20 protein-coding genes and 1 pseudogene are annotated in these 17,181 nt (G+C 31.7%); all 21 read right to left on the minus strand.

What is annotated here, in order from left to right; genetic code table 11:
• Window positions 1-193: 193 nt before the first annotated feature.
• A complete protein-coding gene (locus H574_RS14650; RefSeq protein WP_155912644.1) occupies window positions 194-370 on the minus strand; it encodes a hypothetical protein in 177 nt (58 codons plus the stop codon).
• Window positions 371-559: 189 nt separating this feature from the next.
• Complete coding sequence (locus H574_RS0110620; protein WP_027880561.1) at window positions 560-1,888, minus strand: sigma-54-dependent transcriptional regulator; 1,329 nt, start codon at window positions 1,886-1,888, stop codon at window positions 560-562.
• Between the two features lie 8 nt (window positions 1,889-1,896).
• A complete protein-coding gene (locus tag H574_RS0110625; protein ID WP_027880562.1) occupies window positions 1,897-2,991 on the minus strand; it encodes a sensor histidine kinase in 1,095 nt (364 codons plus the stop codon).
• Entirely contained in the window at window positions 2,991-3,611 is a 621-nt protein-coding gene (locus H574_RS0110630; RefSeq protein WP_027880563.1) for an MCP four helix bundle domain-containing protein, read from the minus strand. Before H574_RS0110630 ends, H574_RS0110625 begins: the two co-directional genes overlap by 1 nt.
• Window positions 3,612-4,051: 440 nt before the next feature.
• Window positions 4,052-4,696: a hypothetical protein gene (locus H574_RS0110635; RefSeq protein WP_027880564.1), complete on the minus strand. Its 645-nt coding sequence runs from the start codon at window positions 4,694-4,696 to the stop codon at window positions 4,052-4,054.
• Between the two features lie 164 nt (window positions 4,697-4,860).
• On the minus strand, window positions 4,861-6,273 hold the full coding sequence (locus H574_RS0110640) for a KAP family P-loop NTPase fold protein (RefSeq protein ID WP_027880565.1): 1,413 nt from the start codon (window positions 6,271-6,273) through the stop codon (window positions 4,861-4,863).
• 182 nt (window positions 6,274-6,455) lie between these two features.
• Window positions 6,456-6,860 (minus strand): hypothetical protein, encoded by a 405-nt coding sequence (locus tag H574_RS0110645; protein WP_155912646.1) that lies wholly within the window; start codon window positions 6,858-6,860, stop codon window positions 6,456-6,458.
• Window positions 6,861-7,017: 157 nt separating this feature from the next.
• A complete protein-coding gene (locus H574_RS0110650) occupies window positions 7,018-7,230 on the minus strand; it encodes a hypothetical protein (RefSeq protein WP_027880567.1) in 213 nt (70 codons plus the stop codon).
• On the minus strand, window positions 7,223-7,636 hold the full coding sequence (locus H574_RS0110655) for a hypothetical protein (RefSeq protein WP_027880568.1): 414 nt from the start codon (window positions 7,634-7,636) through the stop codon (window positions 7,223-7,225). The genes H574_RS0110650 and H574_RS0110655 overlap by 8 nt, the downstream gene beginning before the upstream one ends.
• Before the next feature lie 157 nt (window positions 7,637-7,793).
• Entirely contained in the window at window positions 7,794-8,201 is a 408-nt protein-coding gene (locus H574_RS0110660; RefSeq protein ID WP_027880569.1) for a hypothetical protein, read from the minus strand.
• A gap of 167 nt (window positions 8,202-8,368) precedes the next feature.
• Window positions 8,369-9,139 (minus strand): nucleotidyltransferase domain-containing protein, encoded by a 771-nt coding sequence (locus H574_RS0110665; protein ID WP_027880570.1) that lies wholly within the window; start codon window positions 9,137-9,139, stop codon window positions 8,369-8,371.
• A 165-nt stretch (window positions 9,140-9,304) separates the two neighbouring features.
• Window positions 9,305-10,012: a tetratricopeptide repeat protein gene (locus H574_RS0110670; protein ID WP_027880571.1), complete on the minus strand. Its 708-nt coding sequence runs from the start codon at window positions 10,010-10,012 to the stop codon at window positions 9,305-9,307.
• Between the two features lie 144 nt (window positions 10,013-10,156).
• A complete protein-coding gene (locus H574_RS14445) occupies window positions 10,157-11,005 on the minus strand; it encodes a restriction endonuclease (RefSeq protein ID WP_051169877.1) in 849 nt (282 codons plus the stop codon).
• Window positions 11,006-11,164: 159 nt separating this feature from the next.
• Entirely contained in the window at window positions 11,165-11,827 is a 663-nt protein-coding gene (locus H574_RS0110680) for a TlpA family protein disulfide reductase (RefSeq protein ID WP_027880572.1), read from the minus strand.
• 156 nt (window positions 11,828-11,983) lie between these two features.
• Window positions 11,984-12,364 (minus strand): hypothetical protein, encoded by a 381-nt coding sequence (locus H574_RS0110685; RefSeq protein WP_162138987.1) that lies wholly within the window; start codon window positions 12,362-12,364, stop codon window positions 11,984-11,986.
• Window positions 12,365-12,640: 276 nt separating this feature from the next.
• Window positions 12,641-14,104, minus strand: a complete 1,464-nt coding sequence (locus H574_RS14770) for a ligand-binding sensor domain-containing protein (RefSeq protein ID WP_027880574.1) — start codon at window positions 14,102-14,104, stop codon at window positions 12,641-12,643.
• A 172-nt stretch (window positions 14,105-14,276) separates the two neighbouring features.
• Entirely contained in the window at window positions 14,277-14,687 is a 411-nt protein-coding gene (locus tag H574_RS0110700; RefSeq protein WP_027880575.1) for a hypothetical protein, read from the minus strand.
• 152 nt (window positions 14,688-14,839) lie between these two features.
• Window positions 14,840-15,340: a hypothetical protein gene (locus tag H574_RS0110705; protein ID WP_027880576.1), complete on the minus strand. Its 501-nt coding sequence runs from the start codon at window positions 15,338-15,340 to the stop codon at window positions 14,840-14,842.
• 122 nt (window positions 15,341-15,462) lie between these two features.
• Complete coding sequence (locus H574_RS14655; protein WP_155912648.1) at window positions 15,463-15,969, minus strand: hypothetical protein; 507 nt, start codon at window positions 15,967-15,969, stop codon at window positions 15,463-15,465.
• Window positions 15,970-16,150: 181 nt separating this feature from the next.
• Window positions 16,151-16,669: a hypothetical protein gene (locus H574_RS0110715; RefSeq protein ID WP_027880578.1), complete on the minus strand. Its 519-nt coding sequence runs from the start codon at window positions 16,667-16,669 to the stop codon at window positions 16,151-16,153.
• Window positions 16,670-16,803: 134 nt separating this feature from the next.
• Window positions 16,804-17,181, minus strand: a pseudogene (locus tag H574_RS14690) (hypothetical protein); the annotation flags it as partial.

Genomic DNA, 17,181 nt, shown 5'->3' on the forward strand with positions numbered 1-17,181 from the left:
TTCTTTTTTATAGGACTATTCTCTAGGAAAAGGAGAATAGAGATTATTATTTAAAATATCTATTAATTATATTTCGTTTTGATACTTCTCGTTGATGTATCTACCTTTTGAAGATTGTCTTTTGTTAACTGAATTTTTAGTAGTTACTGCTGTTGTTAATGTTTTAAAAATCATAGGTTTATTGTTTAAAAACTTATACTAATTCTAATTCGTTTTTATTTTGTTGTTTTGGTATGTTATGAGTTTCTAAAACCTCTTCTTCCAATGTGTTTTCATCATACTCGCTACAAGACCATACCTTATCTTTTTGTGCGGTTAACGCACAAGTGTTGCGATGAATGCAATTCGGACAAATATTAATGTGGATCATCTTAAAAAAAATTATTATTATTTACATACCTAGAGGCAATGTGTGTGCCAAATGTGCCATATCATTTATTCAAAAACCTCAAAATCCCTTTATATAAAAGGGTTTTGAGGTTTTTGAACTTAATTTAGTAAATTTATTTACTGGTACTTATTTACTCAGCTGTGTAAAAAACGACCAATATCATCATGCCTAATCTGATAATTTTTGTCGAATGGTTTTTCGGTCTATCCCTAAAATTTCTGCTGCTTTGGTCTTATTATTTCCGGTAGCTCTTAATACCTTTTCGATATATTGCTTTTCAATGACTTTTAACGGAACAAGTTCTCCAGAAGGAATATTTAAACTGTATTTTAGATGTGCTGGTAAATGCTCAATATCAATGATTTTATCGCACATGATTACCGCTCGCTGCACAATGTTTTCGAGTTCCCTGATATTACCTGGCCAATCGTAACGATTTAAAATGCCTAAAGCTTCAGGTGTGATTTTTAGAAAACGGTCTTTGTATTCCACTCCATATTTGAACAGAAATTTATCTACCAACAGTGGGATATCATCTTTTCGCTCTCGTAAAGGCGCAATTTCAATTTCCACAACAGTCAATCGGTAAAACAAATCTTCCCTAAAGGTGTGTTTTTGTATCATTTCCTTTAAATCACTATTGGTGGCAGCTATAATGCGAACATCTATTTTTTCGGACTTTGTTGCTCCTACCTTTACAACCTCTTTCTCTTGAAGCACACGTAACAATCTAGATTGAACAGCAAGAGATGCATTACCGATTTCATCTAAAAAAATGGTGCCGCCATTTGCAGCTTGAAAAAATCCATCTCTATTGTTATCTGCACCTGTAAATGCTCCTTTAACGTACCCAAACAATTCTGCTTCTAGTAAGTTCTCAGGAATTGCACCACAGTTTACAGCTATGAATGGTGCTCTCGAAAACTTACCTTGATAGTGAATAGCTCTAGCCACGAGTTCCTTACCTGTTCCACTCTCACCTTTTATAAAAACTGTGGCCTTATTATCTTTTACACGTTCTATAATTTGGACGACATCGTTTATCTTTTCAGAATTCCCAATGATTTCACCGTAGGCCTCATTTCTGTTTTCTGCGGCAGGTTTTGCGACAACCTTTTTATTAGATGATAGCCTTAAAGCTTTATCCAGTGCTGATTTCAGTTCGTCTTTTGTAAAAGGTTTGGTGAGATAATCTATAACACCAGATTTAATAGCAGCTAACGAATCTTGAACAGATGGATAGCCTGTAATGACCAATTTTGGCATTTTTGGATAATGCTCTGATACAAATTTAATAAGTTCAAATCCATCTACTTCTGGCATTTTTAAGTCGGTAATCAACAAATCGACCTGAGTATCCTTTAAAATGGTTACTGCTTCTTTTACAGAAATTGCCTTGAACACATGGTAATTCCACGATTGTAAGTGGCGTTGTAAAAGTTCCAAGATATGAACATCGTCATCCACAATAAGTATATTTTCGTTTTGTAATTTCATCTTCTAAACTATGAGTCTTTTGGTAATTTTATGATAAAAGTTGCACCTTTTTTGGGATTGTTCTTTGCAACTATCGAACCTTGGTGTGAGGCAACGATACCATGTACAACGCTCAACCCTAAACCAGAGCCATCGCCTTGTGGTTTGGTAGTGAAAAAGGGCTGAAATACTTTATCCATATCTTCTTCTTTAAAGCCCTCACCCTCATCAGAAATAGTTAAAATAATATCCTTTTTAGAGCTTTGGGCAGTTATGGTAACAAGTCCACCCTTAGGTGAAAAATAAATGGCATTGATAAGCAAATTAAAAATAATCTGTGTCAACTGTACTGAATCGGCACGTAACCATAGTTCATCCCCTTCAAATATTAATTTGTAGTTTACTTGTTCTTTTTTAAAGGTGGCGTCGAGAAGCTTAATGGCATTTTTTATATTCGGTATAAGATTGATACTTTTTTTCTCCTGTGGCATTTCACAAGCAAAAAACATAAGTTTCTTTACGACTTCCCTTGAGAAAATAGCATTTTGTATAATCTTATCCAAGTCTGAAACTGCTTTTTTATCAGACTTTAACTCGTCTTTTAGTAGTTCAGAAAACCCAAGTATATTGGCCAATGGTGTATTGAGTTCGTGTGCTATACCTGCAGTAATTTCACCCAAAATACTCAAACGGTCAGCATGTTCCATTTGGCGTTTTAAAGAGGCTTCGTTCTTTTGGATTTCTATGCGTTCAAAGAGGTTTCCGATTTTAAGTGCCACATTATCCAATAGGGATTGTTCCTCCTTTAAAAAATTGATTTCCTCGATTTCAGACGTGTTCAAATGTGCAATAATCTTACCATTTACTTCATTGAAAATTTTTATGCTAGAGGAGATAGTTAAATGGTCTTCAGAAAAAGGATTGGTTTCAATAGCCCATGTATCAGATTTAATTAATACATCTGTTTTTTCAGGATATTGAAAGGCTTTTTTCAAACTGAAAGCAATAGCTTTTAGGGTATCTTCAATAAATTCAAAATCGGTATTAGCAATTATGGAAGAAACCTCATACAAGCAGGTTAGTTCTTTTATACGTTCTTTTAGAGCAGCTTCAGTAGTGTTCATTAATCAATTGTTTTTGAACTAACTCGATTAGATGTTTTTACTCTATAGAAAATAGTAAATTGAACTAAAACACCTGTTAGTATCAGGAAAATAATCTCTAGGTTCGATATGAGTTTATTAGTATCTAAGCTTTTTTGGGCTACGCCAATCATAGTCCTACTTTCTGAGACCTGAATGAGTGCCAGATTATTCAAATCTGTTTTGATCACTTCAATATTTTGAATCAACTTTTTAGAGTTTACACTACCATCTATTTTAATCTCAGTACGCTTTAAATTTTCAAAATTACGCTTTAAATCATTAAATGTTTTAGATTCGTTGCGCGTAAGCCCTGTAGTAGAAAATACGTTAATTAAAGTCGCAAACTCCTTATTGAGGTTATTTTGATTATCAGTTGTGCTTGAATCCTTGAGCTGCAATTGTTTTTGGTGCATAATATTGTTCATTTTATACACATAATCTTGTACGACCACTCTATCTTCATAAACGGTTTTTAATGTATCTTGAACGGTTTCGAAATGTCGCTTATCTATTCTATTAGTAGCAAAAACCAATAGAAATACAACCAGCAGTGCAAAACCTATGTTAATACGGTTAGAAAATGAAGATTTTTTAGACATTGTTTAATGATTTTAAATATTTTTTAACTAAAGCAATAAATTTACCAGAATTAAATCTTATTTTTAAATATTTATAAATCAAATAGTTAAAAAATGATAGCTTATTTAATGTTGGGTGATATTTACCCGATTGAGACAAATTTACCCATTTTTTTAATTAAAAGGTTAGCAGCTATCTTTTGATTCTAAAATTACCCTAAACATAGAATTACAGTTTTTGAGTATTGGCAAAAAACAGCTTTTTTATTTTTTGTGCGTTGGCTGGCGTTTCGGTAAAAATAAATTTGCTGTTTTAGCGGCGGGCTTGTGGTGGATTCGCATTATGCATAACGGTATAGTTATGATTTTCCGCCGTAGCCGAAAGATAGCAAAATTGCAATGAAATTCCGATAGGAATTTCTGCCGCAATGGATTATAGCCGTTGTTAGCTACTGTGCTTTTTACGTGTTATGGTTTATTTTTACTATCAATTTTCTATTCGGACAAAGTATGTAAAAGTCAATATTTCCAACTCCATAACGATGCATATAATATTCATACGCATAGTAATTCCCATTTTCATACAGTAAGTCCTCTAATTCAAATTCCAAATCATCAAGAGTGCTATGAGCAAATTCCAAAAACTTCTTCTCTTGCTTGTCAAATGGTGTTTTTTTCCAAAATTCAGGTTCCCAATGATTCCTTAATTCCGTTTTTGGATGTTTGGTAAAGAATTCTTCTTTCGGATTTTTAAAATATTCCGCAGTTTGGTCGTCAATTTTGTAAATCCAAATTGAATATCCATCTCCATTAAAATCTCTTTCCGTTTCGTATTCGTAAATCAAGTCGCCTTCATTAAATTCAAATCCAGTCAATTCGATATTGTAATTCCTTTCTTCAGCTTTTTCTATTGGATTCCAAAATAGATTTGAACCTGGCAATATTTTCCAGAAAAATCCTGGAATCAATATCAGAATTAAGAGTATTACTGAAAGTCGATAGAATTTCGGTTTGTTTTTTGCCTTAAGTGCTTTGAACATATTCCACGCCAAAACAGGATAAATCAGAACTATAATTAAGGTTAAAAACAGAAATAATAATATCATCTATGAAGTTTGTTTCGGCATTGTAGCTAACGGTCTAGGCTATGAGTAGTTGCGTGGTTTTGCACGAAACTTAGCAAGTACACACCAACCTGAAAATCCGCGAGGATTTTCAGAAGTAGGCGAGAACAAGCAATTACTTATAGCCATTGTTAGCTGCTGGCTTTTTATGTTTTTAAATTTTCTAATAATTCAATTCGGTTTAAGAAGTAGCCTAAATCTAAATCTCCTTCACTACTTCCTCTGTGAATATTTTCAAGGATATTCAAGAAGCTCGAATTTTTGTCTTTATTAATTATAGAATCTATTAAAAGTTTATTTGAACTTGACTCACTATCATATTCATATAGCTTTTTGCGATAATATCTCGATTCTAAAAAGTTGTGATAGAAATTAACCAAATAAACTTCTAGCCACATTAATTCGTTTTCTGTTTCATCATTCTTATTTAAAATAATTGTTTTTAAATACCTCTCCTGAACTTCCAAAAGAGTTAGTTCTTTATTTTTCAAACTAGTGTAAAACTCATTGTCCGTTATTTTAATAAAAGCTAGAAAAAGAAATATATGTGGAACTACATAGTTGTTAGCGTTGAAACTTCTTAAGGCTACTCTTGCCAACCCAAAAATCTTTTCTTGTTGTCTTAGTGGAATATTTCGGTTCGTAAATAATAATTTGGCTATTCTCAAAAAGTATTCACTATCTTTTTGTAATTCACGATATTTTTGTCGTTCCGTAGAGTTGAAGAATTCATTGAATTCGTAATACTCAAAGAGGTATATGTAAAAGACATCAGCATCTGGTTCGGGAATAGAATATTCCAAGTCAATAAATCGTCTTAAATATTCCTCTGAGTCAATGAAATCACTTCCATAAACACCTTTTATCGCATTACCTAATTGTACTTTGTCAATAGATAATACAAACACCACATTTGGAACAGAAAAGAAATGTTTAATCTGCTCTAAAATTGATACAGCATAATTTGGTCTACATCTATCAAGTTCGTCAACTATGAAAATTAAAGGTTTTCCTTCATACGTATTTGCAATAAATTCCGATAGACTTTTTTTGAATTCTGTAATACTCTTTTTCTTTTCGGCATATTCGTTTACCTCATTTTCGAAAACATCTGATAGTCCTTTGGTTACTCCCGCAATTGCATCTTTAACTCCTTTCGTGTCAATATATTTGTCGGCTAGTGCTTGAGCTATTACAGGTGCAATATGTTTAGATAAAGTTGCAGCTTTCTTTAAAGTTGATTTAAATTCTGGTTCAGTTGATTTTTTTGTCAGAGTTTTTAATTCTCCCATTAATGCTGTCAATGGATTATCCTCAAAGTCATTTTCCCAAGCGTTGAAATAAACTGTTTTATGTCCGTTATTTTCTAAGTCTTTTTGCCACATTCTTACAAACGTGGTTTTTCCGGTTCCCCATTTATTATTTATTCCAAGGACGAAACCATATGTGTAGGAATTAACAATATTTGTTAAAACATCAGCATATTTTTTTCTATCAAGTTTGCAATTCGCAAAAGGATTTTCCTCTGATATATCTATTTCATTATGCTTAATGTTCATTTATTGTCTTTGTGTTTTTTTTTCAGCTTGCAGCTAACGTTAGCGTATAAATTTCAGTTGCGGAAAATCGGTACGATTTTCCGATTTAGACTGAAAGATAGAAAATTGCAATGAATTTCCGCAGGAAATTCAGCCGCAATTGAATTTATACATTGTTGTGCGTTTGTGCTTTAGTAATTTTTTCATTCAGTCAAAAAGTCAAGTTCTCCTTTGTCAATTCCTTTTGTGTATTGTTTCGGATTGCCTTCTTTGTCCGTAAAAACTATAGCAACTCCATTTGAACCATTTGTATGTATTAGTCTAAAATCGCCTTGAGAAACGTAAATATCTCCAATGTAGGAAGCTGGACTTGATTGCCATCCGTTCATATTATCTTTTACAAAGCCAACAAGTTTAATCCACTTTTCAGAATTCACTTCGATTTTTTCAGATTCATTTGAGCTAAGTTCTATTTTTGGGTCGACTGATTTGATTGTCAATGTGAACGGAGATTTCTGGTCAATAACATCATTTAATTTCAAGTCGGTTTGGCAACTTGTCATTACTAAACTTAAAATCAAAGTTATAATTGGAATTATCTGTTTCATTTTCTTTTTTCGCATGACGCACAACGTTTTTGGCTATGATATGTTGCGGAAAAATCCGCAGGATTCTTTCCGCCGTAGCCGAAAGATAGTAAATTGCAATGAAATTCCGATAGGAATTTCAGCCGCAATGGATTATAGCCGTTGTTGTGTGTAGTTTTTATTTTTTATTCTTTATAAAACTTGATATTCCGATAAGCACAATTCCTAATATTGTCAAAATCCAAGCGCTTGCCCAAATCGCAAATCCACCTAAACCAGAGTCATTCGTAACCGATTCTATTTTATTCAGCTCGACAAAGTTTGAGATTCCAAAAACTATTAATAGAAGCCCAATTATTAGTAAAATTATTTTGAATATTCCTTTATTCATATTCCGATTTATACAATTCCAAAAACTTGGAAGTCAGCAGATTTATTTCCTTTTTCTTTTTTATTTTAAAGTCAATATATGTAATCAAAAAAGGAACAATGAAAAATGGAATTGGCAGCAACCAATTTCCATAAGCCAATGAAACTATTGAAAAAATAATTCCGATTCCGATTGCAATTTTCACAGCTATGTTTAATGGAAATTTAAAGTCAAAACCCAATTCAAATTTATTTTCATCGTTCAGGATTCCAATTATTCTGTGATTGCTTACAGATAGAATAGAGGGAAACTTTTTTCGTTCGAATTCAATTCTATTCGGACTGATATTTCCGTCATAAAATCCATTCAGAATTAGTTTATTCAGAATGTTAAATGATTTCTCGTTATTTGAAATGGTTTCCGTCATTTTTTAAATTACATACAACGTTAGCGTATAAATTTCAGTTGCGGAAAATCGGTACGATTTTCCGATTGAAACTGAAAGATAGAAAATTGCAATGAATTTCCGCAGGAAATTCAGCCGCAATTGAATTTATACATTGTTAGCTTTAGTACTTTTATTTTCATTCGTTAAATAATTTGTCAAACCTCCATTTCTCAACGTTTTTAATTCTAAGTATTCTGTCAGCGATTTCAGAATCATATGAACATCTTGAGTTGTTAAATCCAATCCAATTTGGAAAGAACTTTTTCGCCATTTTAAAAATCGATTCATCAAATTTTTTAGAACGCATAACTCCGACATTATTATTAGGTCCAACAATTAAATTCATTCTATGGTTAAGAACATACTTAAAGGCGTCTTGTAAATGATGATTTCGACAATCCCATAATCCTTCATCTTCCCAAATAAACGCTCCTGACATGGTTTCGTATTCTATTTTTGGGTTGTCAATTCTAGATTCCGCTGGTAACGTTTCTTTATTTCTAACGAATGTTATCCAAATCCATATTTTTAAAATAAAATTCATTAATAGTTTTGAGTGATGTATTAAAGCTAACGGTCTCGGCTATGAGTAGTTGCGTGGTTTAGCACATAACTTTGCAAGTACACACCAAACTGAAAATCTGCGAAGATTTTCAGAAGTAGGCGAGAACAAGCAATTACTTATAGCCATTGTTGTGCGTTCGTACTTTTTTATTTCCAAACCTCATTTAATGTTTCTCTAAATAGCTTGTCAAGCTTTTCAGTTTCTGGTTTGAAATTTTTATTATAATCTTTTACTTTATTTTCAAAATATCCAATTTGCTCTTCAACAAATTCGTTAATTATTTCAATTCGAGGTTCTTTGTCAAGTTCCTCTCCTGATTTTTTCCGCTCCAATAAATTCTCAATTTCTTTTTTTAATTCAGGATTCTCAACTTGAGTATTCACAAGCTTTTCAAATTCCATTGGTGCCATGGTTCCCATAGATTCAATCCATTTACAAGCTAATATTGGCCTTAAAACATAAAAGTATTTTTTAACTCTTACTAAATCAGTTTGCAAATAGTCTCGATAATTTCCTTTTGCCATATGCAAATAGTGATAAGTACAAGACTTTGGATTAAAATAATATTTGGTCAATTCGCGCATTTTTTCCGCTGTCGAATATTGTTCTAAATAGATTAGCGGACTTCGTAACCATTCCAACAAAGGTGGATTTGATTTTCTAAATAACTTTAGAGTTTTTCTTAATTCCCAACCTGCAAAATCTAAATCATTTGGCAACATTACTTCCATATTATCCTTTTTGTCATCAATGGATAAATACCAATTCGGATTTTGAATATATAAGAACCTCACATCCCAATCACTATCAGTTGAAGCAAATCCCCAAGCTCTACTTCCAGATTCAACAGCGTAAAGTATCTGAATTTCCTTTTCCTTTTCAATTCGTTTTAACTCTCTTTTTATTTCTTCGGTCAATTTTATCGGTTTTTTTGGTATGACGCACAACGGTTTCGTATAACCGTCAGTTACGGGATTAAAGTTAATAATTTTCGGTTAAGCACTGACGTTAGCAATTCCGAGTGGATTCGGACGTAGTCGAATCCGCCGTAATTGCGGTTATACATTGTTGTAAGTAGTGTTTTATTCCTCACAATATTCTTTCAATTTTTCTTTAGCATTTAATTCTCCTAAATTGGCAGATAAAGTAAAGTTTTCGCAAGCATTATTTAAGTTATCCATCTCGAGATATATTCCTCCAAGAAAAAAATGGCTACTAGCCTTATTGTAATTTGCTTTAATTGAATTTTCAAAATCGGTAATAGCTTTATTATATTCTTTATTAAAAAAATAGTTGACTCCTCTTGAAAATTGAATTTCGCACTTATGTACTTCAAAATCGTTATCATTATCTAAAGGATCAAAGTCAATATTTGACCTTAAACTCATTGTTCCGCCATACGAATTTGTAAAACTAGCCAAAGCTCCACTTGTATTCAGTGCTTTTGTAAAATATTCAATTGCTTTTTTTGGTTTTTCTAATTCTTGATAGTTTATTCCGATGTTATAAAGAGCAAGAGTATTATCAGAATCAAATTCTAATATTTTTTTATAGTCTATAATTCCGCCATTAAGGTTTCCTAATTCAGTTTTGTAATATCCACGATTTAAAAGCGCAGGTCTGAAGTTAGATTGTTTTTCAATAGATTTATCGAGTAATTCAATCGCTTTTTTTAAATCACCTTTCTCTTCGTATTCGAAAGCTTGATTATAATATTCATCAGCAGAAGTGAAGTCGCAAGAGTTCAATAGCACTCCTAAAATTAATATGTAAATAAGTTTTTCTCGCATTACTTACAACGGTCTCGTATAACCGTCAGTTGCGTTAGGTTTAGCACTAAGTTAGTTAAAAATCACGAACTTTTGGCGTTCGCGAGGATTTTCCGCTTAGGAAAATCCGAAGCAATTGCGGTTATACATTGTTAGCCACTGGCTTTATATTTCTTTTATGTAATCACTATATTTTGTTGAATCAATATTTTTCTTTGCAAAATTATAAATGGATTCTTTAGTATAATCTCCATTTTCCAAAAAATCACTTCTCCATAATTTGATGTCTTCTCGTAAATATCTGAAATTCAGATTTAATAATTTCTCTAAATCATTTCTTTTTATGGTCGAAGAGTAAAGCCTTTTTTCCTGAAGATCATTATTTGCAGGTATTCTGATAGTAATAATTTCCAAATCAGAGAAATCTCTAAATAACCGAGCACTTTCTTTTATTATCTTTTTGAAAGCATAATATTCTGTATTTGCGAAACCTTCTTTAAACGTAATTATTCTTTTGTTGTAATTTGATTTATTAGAATCGAAAAATCCAGAATTTTCTTTTGCTCGTTTAAAGAACTCATATTTTGATAGTTCAAGATTTTTAATGTTCTGATTTACAAAATAGTCATAAGTCAATTTTATTTTTTCCAGTTCATCAAACTCAATAATATCAAGCCTTAAATTCCGAATATTTGCACGGTTTTTGACTGCTAAACTATATCCTTTGTTAGTAATTATTAATCCGAAATTAGCTTTTGTATCTTCTAACATTCCAAGAAAACTCTCTATGATTTTTACATCAATATTGGTTGAGAAGTGTTTGCAGTCAATTATTCCAAGAATTTTATTTCCACCAATTTTTCCACGTACTGAAATGTCAATTTGTCTATCAATTCTACTGTGTTTTCCGAAAATCCTGTCGTCAAATTCGAATTCACAATCAGTAAATACAGAAGTTAATTCTTGATGAATTTGTCTTTCGTATTTTCTCCAAGTTTTATCTTCTATCGACATTTTTTTTTAGCTTGTGGCTAACGGTTTTGTGTATGGTTAGTTGCGTGTTTCAGCAACTAATTTAGTAAACAAAAACGAACGCGAGAAAATTCCGAAGGAATTTTCCAAATAAGCAACGACCAAAGCAATTAATTATACACGGTGTTAGCACCAGTTTTTTTATTCCGTAACAGGTTTAATAAATTCAGTCAGTTTTTTTTCATTTATTTCATTGACTTTATCCCAATCCATATCTTTTGTCGGAAAGGCTGCTCCTCTTGTTAAGTCGAGAATTTTCTTATTCTTGTCAATCAGATATGCAGCTGGATAGTCTAATTTATGATTGAATCCACTAATCATTATTGAGGATTTGTCAATTGGTTCAGATTCCGATGGAATTAAATGAATTCTTTTGTCATATTTCGAAGCCATTTTTTTTAAGTCTTTTTTCTTATTCCAGAAAAGAACTATAAATTCAATTTTTCCATCATACTTTTTGGCTAATTTGTTCAAAGTTGGAATTTCTCCCCAACAAGGTCCACACCAAGTTGCAGAAGTCAAAAGAACAATTGGTTTGTCAATATTGTCAGTACTTATTATTTCTTTTTTTATTGTTTTGAAATCGTAGTTAGATAGATACTTTCCTTTTATACAGTTATTTATAAGTGAGTCAAATAAGGCTCTTGCCTTTTCGCTCTCTTTGTCTTTCCACGCTTGGTTTATCTGCTTATTTAAATCTTCAATACAATTATCAACGATATTTTTGTAATAAATCTTTTCTGTTGACTGACTCCAAGAATTGAATGAAATTAAAATTCCAATTGCAAAAAATAGTTTTCTCATAAGGTTTGTGTTCAAATTGGTGCTAACGGTTTTGGCTATGATACGTTGCGGAAAAATCCGCAGGATTCTTTCCGCCATAGCCGAAAGATAGCAAATTGTAATGAAATTCCGACAGGAATTTCAGCCGCAATGAATTATAGCCGTTGTTGTACATAGTTATTTTTTAATCAGATAATTTAATCTCCAGCTTTTCATGACGCTATCTACTCCATTTTCATTCAGTTCTAATGTCTCTCTTGGGTCAGTGTTATAAAAAGTTCTTCCTATTCGAGTCAAAATAGAATCATTAACTATTTTACAGTAAATATTTAATTGTCTTATTCTTCCATTAGATTCTTTTATCCGAAATGCGTCCATTTCTTCGTCCAATATGAATTTTTCATTTTCCGATGGAATTACATTTTTCCAAGCGTGAAGTATTTGATTTTCTTTGGGTTTTTCTCTGCACGATTCCCATCTATTTCCGAAAAATTCACCGTGTCTATTTTCTGCTGTCATATATTCATCGATAATAGGAACATTTAAAGATTTTCTCAATTCGTTAGCTTTGATTCCGTAATTCAGATTTTCTATCTTTTTTCTATTGTCAAAGTAGTCGTACGTCAAGTAAATTCCGAAAATCAGAAGTACAATTTTAAAGAAATGTTTTTTCAGATTAAGGTTTTTCATAATTATGTACAACGTCTCGGCTATGAGTAGTTGAGTGGTTTTGTACTTAACTTTGCAAGTACACACCAAACTGAAAATCCGCGAGGATTTTCAGAAGTAGGCGAGAACAAGCAATTACTTATAGCCATTGTTGCCAGCAGTATTTTATTTTCGTTCAATTTTTACTAATCCTTGTCTTGTTGCTAAATATAAATTCCCACTATCATCAAAAGTCATAGTTGAAATATATGATGTGGGGATATCTGAATTTTCATTATGATAATTTTCCCAACCATCATTTAAGTCGTATCTCACTAATCCTGCTCTGTCAGTCGAAATCCATAGAACTTTTTCATTTTTGTCGTATAAAACGCAATTAGCATGATTAAAAGGCATTCCAGAATTATCAGTTGTAAATTGTTTGAAATTACCATCTACATCTCGTATTGCTATTCCCTCATCATTATTGACTTGCTTTTTGTTTTTTCTGTCAAATTCGTAAAGTGTGAAGTATAGGTTTCCGTTTTCGTCTTCGTCCATCGAAGTAATGCATTTTCCTTTTAAAACTGTGGACGATTTTTCGAAATTTGTTACTTGATTATTTTCATCTATCATCGCTGTTCCATCATAAGTTCCAATCCAAATTCTATTTTTAGAATCTCTTTTAGCAAATGAAACTCTTTCTCCAGGTAAGTCTTTGTATAAGTTCTTATCAATTTTTGACCAGTTACCATCTTTAAGAATAGTTATTCCATTTTTTGAGCAGAAAAATAACTCGCCCGTTTTTGGGTTGTTAACAATATTATACGCAGAGTTAATTCCAATTTGTGTTGAGTCATATTTTACCCATTTATCATTATCATAACTATATATGTTTTTTTTAGCATAAATCCATTTTACATTATTGTTATCTGTTGCTAATTCGTAATAGCCGAAGTATTTACCTTTGTCAGAAATATTTTGTTCGGAATTTTTAAATTCGCTTCCATCAAAAGTCACCAAACCTTGGCTCACAGTAAGCCAGATTAAGCCATTTTGATCAATGGAAATATGGTCATTCCAATTATTAGGTAAATTTGAGTTTTTTGAATTCCAAACAGTTATTTCATAATTGCTTAAGTTTTCGTTTTTGTAAACATAATTTTCATTATAGATTTCTGGACTGTTTGGCTTGTCAAATGATTTCTCAAAAGCCTTTTTATCAACTCTCTCAATTTGTCCTGTAATTTTGTTGTTATCTACTTTGAAAATAATATTGATTGAAGATTTTTCTTCTGTTTTACCGTTTGTTATTGCAGGTGTCCAATTTTTGAATCGATTCAGCTCTTTAATTAATTTCTTTGTTATGAAGTTTTTTGATTGGTCTGTATGGCTCAAAACACAAGCACGTCCTTTTGAATTAACAAGAACTTGAAACATAACAGCTCCTTTAATTCCATCCAATTTTAATTCATCGTTCAATTTTTCTTGAAGTTTTAAAAACTCCTTTTCTTCATAACCAGCTTGGGTGTCTCCGCAGTCCAAACAAAATTTATCAGTCTTACAGTTGTCTAGTTTTACAGGGAAAAGATTTTGGGCGTTTAATGAGAATGTAATTCCCATAAGTAATATAAAAAAAGGTAATTTCATTAATTCAATTTTTCTGTGCGTTTGTTCATATTGCTGGCAACGTTGGTGTGTATGATTAGTTGCGGAAAAGGACGCAGTCATTTTCCGCTGTAAACCAAAGATAATTAATAAGAATGAAATTCCGATAGGAATTTCAGCCGCAATTAATTATACACGTTGTTACCTACAGTTTTTATTCATTTTTAAATTCAGTTGTTATTCCGCTTAATATTATCGGGTTTTCTTTTAATAATTCAGCACACTTTTTGACATATGTCTCAATAAATTCATTCCCTTTTTCAGCTATTTTTTTCAATTCACCAGTTTTGTCCAGTTTGTCAATTCGATAATAGTTTGTTGGAATTGAATCAGCATTAAATTCAGTCGGTTCAGAGTGATTTGTAATTCCGATTTCTGGTGAACTCCAAGAAAATTGAAAAATCAAACAGTTAAATTCAATTTCACCTTTTTGAGTTGTTATATAATATTCGTCTCTAACTCGGTTATTCTTAAACTTTGGAAAGTCAAATTCAGATTGAAGAAACGCAAAGTTTTCTAAAATCAGTTTCTTTGATAATTTCCAAGTAGGTTCAAGAGTTCTCATTTTTTCAAATTGTAGGTAACGGTTTTGGCTATGGTTTCGTTACGGAATGGTACGCCAGTATCATTCCGCCGTAACCATAAATTTAGCAAAAAGGCTTGAAATTCCGATTAGGAATTTCAGCCGTAATGAACTATAGCCGTTGTTGTAAACAGTTATTTTAATAATTCAGCTTTTAGTTTTTCGTATTCATTCCAACTGCTTTTCACAGAGTGATACTTTAATATCATTGTCGAGTCATTCATTACAGCACAATAATAAGTTCCAGCGTGAAATGGTAATTCCATTTTTAATCCAGTTTCGAGTAGGGAAGTCAGATATTTTACAATAGCTTTTTCGTGCGTTTCATTCAGCCGTAAAGTTTTTCGTTCCGCTATTTTTCTGTTTTCAGCATATGGGTCTTTGCAGTCAACAATATCCTCAACGTATTCCGCAAAAAGTATTTTATTTTCACGATAAATATCAAATTTCTCATCGTGTCCTCCCCATTCTCCACATTCATCAAAACTTGCGGTTAGTTCCAATCGATTTAATCCCATTACGTTTCCTAAAATCCGCTGTTGTAATTCGTCCGCATTCGATTTTGGTTTTCTTTCGGAAGTCTTGCAACTACCGATAAAAACTGAAATCAGAATTAAAGTCAGGATTTTTTTCATAATTGTTTACAACGTTTTGGTATAAGCTTTGTTGCGTTTTTGTTATGCTAAAAATAAGCAAATTATTAAACAACTTTGTACCTGCGTATTTTTCCGAAGGAAAAATTTAGCAGCAATAAAGTTTATACAGTGTTGTAATGCGTTTTTTTGTTCAGAATTTCTTTTCCAATAAACCAACTTGTTATTCCACCATAGACACCTCCAATTATTAAAAATATTGGTCCGCCAGTAAAAAACCAAATCAATAATCCAAGTCCGAATAATTTAAAGTCAATTCCAAATTCAAATGCTCTTATAGTCATTTCAGATAACATTGCTATTAAAAATATTCCAATCGAAATTTTCAAATAGCCAAAAAAAGTTGTCCAAAATGGGTCTTTATCTTTTTCAATAATAGATTTTCCTATGTTCCCAGAGATAAAAAAAATAATTATTAAATTCAATATTATTTGAACTGTGAAGTATTTTGGTTCACTTGAAAATGGATGAATTAAATTCCGATTTATAAATTCATTCATTTCAGTTGATAAAGAATTAAATAAGACTAATAAAATAATTAATATCAGAGTTGTAATTCCCAGATATTTAAAAATCAATAATCTGCCTATTTTTTTTGAATTTAGTTTCATTCTTTGAGTTCGTTCAGTAAATGCATTACAACGGTCTCGTATAAGATTAGTTGCGTGGTTTAAGCAACTAATTTAGCAAATAAAAACCGAATAGAAAATCCGCGAGGATTTTCGTAAGTAGGCTATTACCAAGCAATTAATTTTATACATTGTTGTAAGCTGGCTTTTATTCCGCTTATTCTTAAATCACAAACCATTTTTCATCAAATTCCGCAATGGGTTTATAATTTTTGTTTGTTCCGAAATGAATTTCGTCTTCGTGAAAAAAGAACAAAGTCCATTCAAGGCTTTGGTCAAAAACTGTCAAATCATCAGCTCCTCCATAAAAAATCGAATTCCAATATTTGACTACAAATTTCCATTTAGTTTTCATTCCGTTGTTTCCGTCCCAAGAAAGGAAAACTTCTTTGTCAAAAGGAATTGCTCTTTGGTAAAGCCATTTCGTTATTTCTTTGTCATTATTTTCCAGAATTTTAGCTTTGTCCAAATTCCGAAACATTCCATTCTTAAAAGGCAATTCACTATGGACTTTGCAATTACTTAAAAAATCAGCAAGAAATTCCGCTCCAACTTTGTCTAACGGTTTTAATTCATTCAGATGTTGTTCAGGCAAGCAATCATATTTTTCTTCCGTAAATCTCCATTTAAGAGCAAATTCGGTCATCGGAATAATATGTTTATTTAATTGTTCGAATGTCATTTTCAGCTTGCTTACAACGTTAGCGTATAAATTTCAGTTGCGGAAAATCGGTACGATTTTCCGATTGAGCTGAAAGATAGAAAATTGCAATGAATTTCCGTAGGAAATTCCGCCGCAATTGAATTTATACATTGTTATGTGCTGGCTTTTATTATTGTTTTTAATTTGTTTTCGTAATTCAGATTTTCAAAGAAACTTTGTTGTCTTTCGAATAGATATCCGTTTGCTATAAAGTCCATTTCATATTCAGCTGTTTTTAAATTCAATTCCATTTGGTCAATCGAATATTCGCTGATTAAAATTTTAAAGTATCGAGCGTATAATTTCGAAACACCGAGTTTTAATAAAATCCACATTGGCGAAAGAAAAAATGGGTCAATCGTTTCTTTTCCTCTCGTGATTGTAATTCCGATTATACTTTCTTTTGGGATTGGTATTGCAGTCAGCTTATTCGAATAATTCGCACGTAATAAAATTCCGTTTGTCCGCTTTTCAAAGTTACATTTTGAATC

The sequence above is a fragment of the Mesoflavibacter zeaxanthinifaciens DSM 18436 genome, assembly GCF_000422365.1.
GTDB classification, from domain to species: domain Bacteria; phylum Bacteroidota; class Bacteroidia; order Flavobacteriales; family Flavobacteriaceae; genus Mesoflavibacter; species Mesoflavibacter zeaxanthinifaciens.